The following is a 7901-nucleotide window of genomic DNA, read 5'->3' as shown; positions in this document are numbered from 1 at the left end:
AAGTCGACGTTCCCTTGCTCGGTGCGCGGCAGGTTTTCCAGGTCCAACGTCGACACGCGGAACATTTCACCGGCACCTTCGGTATCCGAAGCGGTAATCAATGGGGTGGAAACCCAATTAAAGCCCTGCTGATGGAAAAAACGGTGGGTTGCTTGCGCCAATGTGTTGCGCACACGAGCGACTGCGCCAATTAGGTTGGTCCGCGGACGCAAATGCGCCACTTCGCGCAGGTATTCAATGCTGTGACGTTTGGCGGCCATAGGATAAGTATCTGGATCGTCAACCCATCCAACGACGTTTACGCCAGTCGCCTGCAGCTCGAAGCTCTGGCCCTGACCGGGCGAGGCAACGACTTTACCCGTGATTTCCACGGAACAGCCGGTCGTCAGGCGCAGAATATCACTCTGATAATTCTCAAGATTATTATTAACCACGGCCTGTAGTGAATCAAAGCAGGAACCGTCATAGACGGCAATAAAGGAAATACCGGCTTTAGAATCTCTCCGGGTACGTACCCAGCCGCGCACGGTGACTTCGTTGTCAACGGCGACACGGCCTTGCAGTACGTCGACTACAGGCACTACGCTCATAACATTCTCTCTTTGAATAAAATATGTTTAAAAAACAGTAAACGCCCCAGCTCAGGGCAGCATTGCTATGTTACTTGCCGGTATGCAGGACACAAGTAGAAATCACCGGAATGCAATAAGTTTTGTGCGTTCCGGCGTTGCTGGATTAAAGATTAAGCGATGGTCTGTGGGAACTGGCGTATTAACTTGCCTTACGTACCTGCGGCAGGTCAAAAGCTTCACGCAATGCGCTGACGAACGCCGGGTCGTGGCAAATGGTTTTTCCGGGGCTGTCAGATAATTTCGCCACCGGTCGTCCGTTACATTCGACCAACTTGATGACGATATTTAGCGGAGTGACGCCTGGAATATCACAGGTAAGGCGTGTGCCGATGCCAAAAACGAGATCAATGCGCTGCCAGAAATGGCGATATAGCGCGATTGCTTTTTCCATATTCAGGCTGTCGGAGAACACTAACGTTTTCTCCATCGGATTTATGCCCAGTGAAAGGTAATGAGCGATTGCCTTTTCGCCCCACTGAATCGGGTCCCCTGAATCGTGACGCAAGCCCTGATATGCTGTTGCGAAGCGCGGGTCAAAATCTCTGAGGAACGCGTCCATGGCGATGCAGTCGGTCAGAGCGATACCGAGTTGGTCAGGATATTCCTGCAGCCAGGCATCCAGCGCTGCGCGCTGGCTGTTTTCGAGCGTTGGGCTAATTTGTTGATGCGCCTGAAACCATTCGTGGGCCTGGGTTCCTACCGGCGTCAGCTGCAGTCTCCGCGCGAGATCGTAATTGCTGGAACCAATCAGGTAAGGAAACTCATCTTTCAGCGTACGCACGATGTTGAATTGCACATCTCGAGAGAATCGACGGCGTGTGCCGAAATCCATCAGCTTGAAACGCGACAAGTCCATGCCCGCGCTCGCCGTCTTGAACTTGCTGAGCGTTTGACGCAGTTGTGTGAGGGCATCGTTCACGCCGACCAGCGGAGTGCGCGAGCGGTGAACGACTTCGCTGACGACCGACAATAAAGGCACTTCCCACAGAATCACCTCCCGCCAGGGACCCGCGATGCGGATATCCAATCGGCCTTGATGATTGCTGATATGAACCTGTCGGGGATTAAAGCGAAACGTCTTTAGCCAATTCAGGTAATCCGTTTTGAAGAAAGGCAGCGCCGAAAGATAGTCAAACTCGTCCTCGCTGAGCGCCAGGCTGCCCATGGCTTCAACCTGTGCGGAGATCTCTTCCGCATACACACCTAGTTTTTCATCACCGCGGCAGCGGAACTCCGCCGCCACCTCAACATCGTAGTACTGATGATAGACGGCCTGCTGCATATGCAGTTTGTAGGCATCAGTATCCAGCAACGAGGTCAATATCGGGGAAGGGTTAGAAGTCATAATGCGTTACAGCATCCTCGTTCAACGCAGTTAAGCGGTTAAAACGATGACGGAAGGGCTCGGAACCTTCCCAAAATCGTCTGTTTGTTCGCGCTATATCACCATAACGGGCGGATTTAGGCGAGATTCAAATGTGCGATTGTGAAAATAAAGTGTTTATTTTTTTGCCGTTTTTAACATTAGTGTTTGAAACCAAATGTTTTTTATACTAAACAAAAATTTGAAAAAAAACGTGTTGCGCACGATTCAGAAGCGAGAAATAGGGAATGTTTGCATTCCGTCACCGAGATCCCTTTAATAGAGGTAACAGCTTGTTCAATAAAGAATCTGTGTGTGAAAAAACCGCATTTTGATGCGTTGTTTTGACGGTTCGAAGGGAAATATCAAACACTGAATTAGCCTGTTGGTACGTCTATATTGAAAGACTCGGTGGTTTAACTCAGTTTACGCACCGTCGAACAGCGCAGCCGCATGCTGAGAAAAACAAGCGTCCTTATTGAAATGGCGCTTCTGAACGCCGGCGGGCCTGATTGCATGACCTGTCGCCATTACTGTCCGTCACTAAGGTAACGATTTATGAGCCAGCAACCCCAAGTAAAATACCGGCACGACTACCGCGCGCCGGACTACACCATCACCGATATTGCATTAGATTTCGATCTGGGCCCGGATAAAACGCGAGTGGTCGCTACCAGTCAGGTTATTTTGCAGGGCGAAACCGGCGCGCCTTTGCGGCTGGACGGTGAAGGATTGCACCTGATCGATATTCTGGTGGACGGTCAACGGTGGACAGAGTATCAACAGCTTCCCGATGGCCTGGAACTCAACGGGCTGCCAGCCAAATTCGCGTTGCAGATTGAAACGGAAATCAACCCGGCGGCCAACAGCGCGCTGGAAGGGCTGTATCAGTCCGGCGATGCGTTGTGTACTCAATGCGAGGCCGAAGGTTTCCGCCACATCACCTATTACCTTGACCGTCCCGATGTACTGGCGCGTTTCACCACCCGAATCACGGCTGATAAAAATCGTTATCCCTACCTGTTGTCGAACGGCAACCGCGTCGCGCAGGGCGAACTCGCCGATAACCGTCATTGGGTTGAATGGCAGGACCCGTTCCCCAAACCTTGTTATCTCTTTGCCTTGGTGGCGGGCGATTTTGACGTTTTACGCGACACGTTTACCACGCGTAGCGGCAAAGACGTCGCGCTGGAACTGTACGTCGACCGCGGTAATCTCGATCGTGCCGATTGGGCCATGACGTCGCTCAAAAATGCAATGAAGTGGGACGAAACGCGTTTTGGTCTGGAGTACGACCTCGATATTTATATGATCGTCGCCGTCGACTTCTTCAATATGGGGGCGATGGAAAACAAAGGACTGAACGTCTTCAATTCCAAGTACGTTCTGGCTAAAGCGGAAACCGCAACCGATAAAGATTATCTCAATATAGAAGCGGTGATCGGACACGAGTATTTCCACAACTGGACCGGCAACCGCGTCACCTGCCGCGACTGGTTCCAACTCAGCCTCAAAGAGGGCCTGACGGTCTTCCGCGATCAGGAGTTCAGCTCCGACCGGGGGTCGCGTCCGGCTAACCGGATCGACAACGTTCGCGTCATGCGCGGCGCACAGTTCGCCGAGGACGCCAGCCCAATGTCGCATCCTATTCGACCGGATCAGGTCATTGAGATGAATAACTTCTATACCCTGACGGTTTACGAAAAAGGGTCTGAGGTTATTCGCATGATGCATACGTTGTTGGGAGAAGAGAAATTCCAGGCCGGGATGCGGCTGTATTTCGACCGTCATGACGGCAGCGCCGCAACCTGCGACGACTTTGTTCAGGCGATGGAAGATGCGTCTGGCATCGATCTGACGCAGTTCCGTCGCTGGTATAGCCAGTCCGGAACACCTGTGCTGACGATCCAGGACGACTACGATGCGGCGAATGAGCAATATCGTTTGCAGGTTACACAAAACACGCCGGTCGGTCATGACAAGCTGCGTAAACAGCCGTTGCATATCCCGCTGGATATCGAACTGTACGACCACGAAGGTCAGCCGATTCCGCTGGTGCAAAATGGTCAGTCAGTCGGTTCCGTGCTCAGCGTGACCGAACCCGAGCAGACGTTTGTGTTCGAGCAGGTGCCATGTCAGCCGGTGCCTTCTCTATTAAGAGAGTTTTCAGCGCCGGTGAAAGTCAACTACAGCTGGGGCGACGAGCAACTGACCTTCCTGATGCGTCACGCGCGCAACGCCTTTTCGCGCTGGGATGCGGCGCAAAGTCTGCTGGCTAGCCACATCCGTCTAAACGTAGCGCGCTATCAACAGAAACAGCCGTTATCGCTGCCGTTGCATGTGGTTGACGCTTTCCGCGGCGTTTTGTTGGATGATTCGCTGGACCCGATGCTGGCCTCGCAGATCCTGTCGCTGCCTAGCGAAAATGAAATCGCGGAACTGTTCGATATCATCGATCCTGAAGCGATTTCCGCCGTTCGTCACGCGTTGACCCAAACGCTGGCGCAGGAAATGGCAGACGAGCTGCTGGCGGTGTATCGCGACAATCAGACGCCGGCTTATCGCGTCGATCAGGACGACATGGGGAAACGCGCGCTGCGTAATGTGTGCCTGCACTATCTGGCGTTTGGCGACGAACAGCAGGCGGACACGCTGGTGAGCCGTCAGTTCGAACAGGCCGACAATATGACAGATTCTCTGGCAGCGTTGTCGGCGGCGGTGAGCGCGTTATTGCCATGCCGCGATGCGCTGCTGGCGTCATTCGACGAACGCTGGCATCAGGATGGTCTGGTCATGGATAAATGGTTTACGCTTCAGGCGACCAGCCCAGAAACCGACGTCCTTGATCGTGTTCGAGCGCTGTTGAAACACCGCTCTTTCAGCTTGAACAACCCGAACCGTTTGCGGTCATTAGTGGGTGCCTTTACCTCAGCCAACCCAGCGGCATTCCATGCTTCTGACGGCAGCGGCTACCGTTTCCTGACAGAAATGCTGGTCGATCTCAATACGCGTAATCCGCAGGTCGCCGCCCGTTTAATCGAGCCGTTGATCCGCTTGAAACGCTACGATCACGGGCGTCAGGAACAGATGCGCAAAGCGCTCGAAACGCTGAAAGTGTTGCCTAATTTGTCGGGAGACTTGTTCGAGAAGATCACGAAGGCATTAGAAGCCTAAGCGTTTATGTAATCGTCGCCCCAAGCCTATCGCTGGCGTCGCCGTCATCTAAACTGGCGACGCGTAAAGGATTATCACAGAAAGGCGAGGGGCGTTTCATCGCAGGATAGTCGAGGCAATGTTGAAGCACGAAAGCAGGGCTTTAACGCACCGCAACGTTTTGACGATGATGAAAAACAGTGACGCTTCGCACGAAAAAATATCGGTTTATGTCACTCTGAAACAGCCGCTCGCCTGCCAAAGGGAGCGGCTGTTTTTTTCGTCTTATGACAAAGACTAGAATGCGGCCCGAGTCAAAGATGCGTGATGCTCGTGTTTGGCGGGGGTCAGAATGCGCTCCAACACGCTAGCTTCCAGCTCGGCCAGTTTCGCCGAGCCCCGGCGCCGAGGACGCGGTTGATCGACCATAATATCCAGACCGATCTTGCATTCCTCAATCAAGATAACGCGGTCTGCCAGTGCGACCGCTTCGCTGACGTCATGGGTGACCAGCAGGACGGTAAAACCTTGTTCCAGCCAGAGTGATTCGATCAGTCTCTGCATTTCAATACGCGTTAACGCATCCAGCGCGCCCAGCGGTTCATCCAGCAGCAGTAGACCGGGGCGGTGGATCAATGCGCGAGCCAGCGCCACACGCTGTTTTTGTCCGCCGGAAAGGGCGGCTGGCCATTCGTTTGCACGCGAGGCCAGTCCCACGGCCGCCAGCGCATCCTGTGCAGCAGTGCGCCATTCACCCAGCAGCCCCAGCCCTACATTATCAATCACTTTCTTCCAGGGAAGCAGGCGAGCCTCCTGAAACATCAGCCGGGTATCGGACCGAGATTGGCTTAACGGAGCGCTGCCGGCCAGAAGTTCTCCGGATGAGACGGTTTCCAGTCCGGCGAGCAGGCGCAGCAGAGTACTTTTACCGCATCCGCTGCGGCCAACGACGGCGACAAACTGACCCGCCGGGATAGGCAGCTGAATATCCTGCAGGATAGTGCGTTGGCCGTAACGTTTGCTCACGCCATTGATTAACAGCGGCATACCTGCGTTAAGACGCGCCGGTGAGGATAGCGAAGTAAGATTCATGCAGGTTCCTCCTTAGATTGATAGGCGGGGTGCCAGCGTAGCCAGACGCGCTCCAACAATACGGTGCTGACGTCAGCCAGCTTGCCCAGGCAGGCATAGAGAATAATGGCGACCACCACGACATCGGTCTGGAGAAACTCGCGGGCATTCATCGCCAGGTAACCAATTCCCGAGCTGGCTGAAATGGTCTCCGCCACAATCAGCGTCAGCCACATCAGCCCTAACGCGAATCGGACGCCGACCATGATGGAAGGCAGCGCGCCGGGCAGCACGACCTGCCGAAACAGGCTGAATCCCGACAATCCATAGCTGCGCGCCATTTCCAGCAAACCGCGATCAAGATTACGGATGCCGTGATAGGTGTTGAGATAAATAGGAAACAGGGTGCCCAGTGCGACTAAAAAGATTTTGGCGCTTTCTTCGATGCCAAACCACAGGATCACCAGCGGAATCAGCGCCAAATGTGGAATATTGCGCAGCATCTGGACAGAGGTATCCAGTAGACGTTCGCCCGTGCGGGAAAGTCCGGAAATAAAGCCGAGCAGCAGGCCTAGCGATCCGCCGATGGCGAAACCGATCAACGCGCGCCAGGTGCTGATCGCCAGATGTTGCCACAGCTCGCCGCTGACGGTCAGCCGCCAAAAGGCGGCGACGATGGCTTCGGGAGAGGGCAAAATTCGGGTGGACAGCCAGCCGGTTTGCGACGCCATTTGCCAGACGACCACCAGCAAAAGCGGTAGCGCCCAGGGCGTGAGTCGATAGGCCGCCTGTCGCCATAGCGTTTTCATGAGCGATCCTTAGCTTTGCGCGGCCTGAAGTGGCACATAGTTATTGCCGATCACTTCGCCCAGCGCGGGCAACGTTCGGTGCGCAGGCACATCGGGGACCGCCACGTCCAGATGGGGGAACAGCAGCTCCGCCACGCGGTAGGCTTCTTCCAGATGCGGGTAGCCGGACAGAATAAACGTGTCGATACCGAGGGCCGCGTACTCCTGAATGCGCTCTGCAACCGTCTCCGGCTCGCCCACCAGCGCCGTCCCCGCGCCGCCGCGCACCAATCCCACGCCCGCCCAGAGATTAGGGCTGATCTCCAGTTTGTCGCGTTTACCGCCGTGCAGGGCGAGCATACGTTGTTGGCCGACAGAATCGTAACGTCCCAGCGCTTGCTGGGCCTTGGCGATGGTGTCGTCATCCAACTGGGAGATCAGTCGGTCTGCCGCTTGCCAGGCCTCGCGTGTGGTTTCCCGAACAATCACATGCAGACGAATGCCGAAACGCACCGTGCGGCCTTGGGCCGCGGCTTTGGCGCGCACCTGTTCGATTTTCTCTTTGACCTGCGCCGGGGGTTCTCCCCAGGTGAGATAGAGTTCGACTTGCTCGGCCGCCAGATCCTGTGCGGCGTCGGAGGACCCGCCAAAGTACAGCGGCGGCCTTGGCTGTTGCACGGGCGGGAAGATCAGCCGGGCGCCTTTAACCTGAATATGCTTGCCGTCGAAATCCACGGTCTCACCTTCCAGTACCCGCCGCCAGATATGGGTGAACTCGGCGGATGCTTCATATCTCTCTTCGTGATTGAGGAACAGACCCTCGGCGGCCAGCTCGTCGAGATCGCCGCCGGTCACCAAATTGAACAACGCGCGGCCGTTGGAAAGACGGTCCAG

The 7901-nt window shown here is 55.1% G+C and carries 6 protein-coding genes; 1 reads left to right on the top strand and 5 read right to left on the bottom strand.

The window, feature by feature from the left end; genetic code table 11:
- The coding region (locus tag Q7O77_RS11850) for an OB-fold nucleic acid binding domain-containing protein (protein ID WP_304167406.1) at positions 1-590 on the bottom strand (590 nt) is incomplete at its 3' end.
- Positions 591-771: 181 nt separating this feature from the next.
- On the bottom strand, positions 772-1977 hold the full coding sequence (gene pncB / locus Q7O77_RS11845) for a nicotinate phosphoribosyltransferase (protein ID WP_304167403.1): 1206 nt from the start codon (positions 1975-1977) through the stop codon (positions 772-774).
- Positions 1978-2553: 576 nt separating this feature from the next.
- Between pncB and pepN the strand changes: the two genes are divergently transcribed.
- Positions 2554-5169: an aminopeptidase N gene (pepN, locus tag Q7O77_RS11840; RefSeq protein ID WP_304167401.1), complete on the top strand. Its 2616-nt coding sequence runs from the start codon at positions 2554-2556 to the stop codon at positions 5167-5169.
- A 276-nt stretch (positions 5170-5445) separates the two neighbouring features.
- Here the strand turns inward: pepN and ssuB are convergent, their stop codons facing one another.
- The 3 genes from ssuB to Q7O77_RS11825 form a co-directional block, all read right to left on the bottom strand.
- Positions 5446-6240 (bottom strand): aliphatic sulfonates ABC transporter ATP-binding protein, encoded by a 795-nt coding sequence (ssuB, locus tag Q7O77_RS11835; protein WP_304167398.1) that lies wholly within the window; start codon positions 6238-6240, stop codon positions 5446-5448.
- Positions 6237-7028: an aliphatic sulfonate ABC transporter permease SsuC gene (gene ssuC / locus Q7O77_RS11830; protein ID WP_304167395.1), complete on the bottom strand. Its 792-nt coding sequence runs from the start codon at positions 7026-7028 to the stop codon at positions 6237-6239. Before ssuC ends, ssuB begins: the two co-directional genes overlap by 4 nt.
- Positions 7029-7037: 9 nt before the next feature.
- The coding region (locus Q7O77_RS11825) for an LLM class flavin-dependent oxidoreductase (RefSeq protein WP_304167392.1) at positions 7038-7901 on the bottom strand (864 nt) is incomplete at its 5' end.

It is taken from the genome of Lonsdalea britannica, assembly GCF_946477055.1.
GTDB lineage: Bacteria > Pseudomonadota > Gammaproteobacteria > Enterobacterales > Enterobacteriaceae > Lonsdalea > Lonsdalea britannica_A.
This window is presented reverse-complemented; position numbering and strand designations above follow the sequence as displayed.

Coding starts and splice junctions, on each gene's coding strand:
- pncB (WP_304167403.1), bottom strand. CDS start 1,977: ATGACTTCTAACCCTTCCCCGATATTGACCTCGTTGCTGGATACTGAT.
- pepN (WP_304167401.1), top strand. CDS start 2,554: ATGAGCCAGCAACCCCAAGTAAAATACCGGCACGACTACCGCGCGCCG.
- ssuB (WP_304167398.1), bottom strand. CDS start 6,240: ATGAATCTTACTTCGCTATCCTCACCGGCGCGTCTTAACGCAGGTATG.
- ssuC (WP_304167395.1), bottom strand. CDS start 7,028: ATGAAAACGCTATGGCGACAGGCGGCCTATCGACTCACGCCCTGGGCG.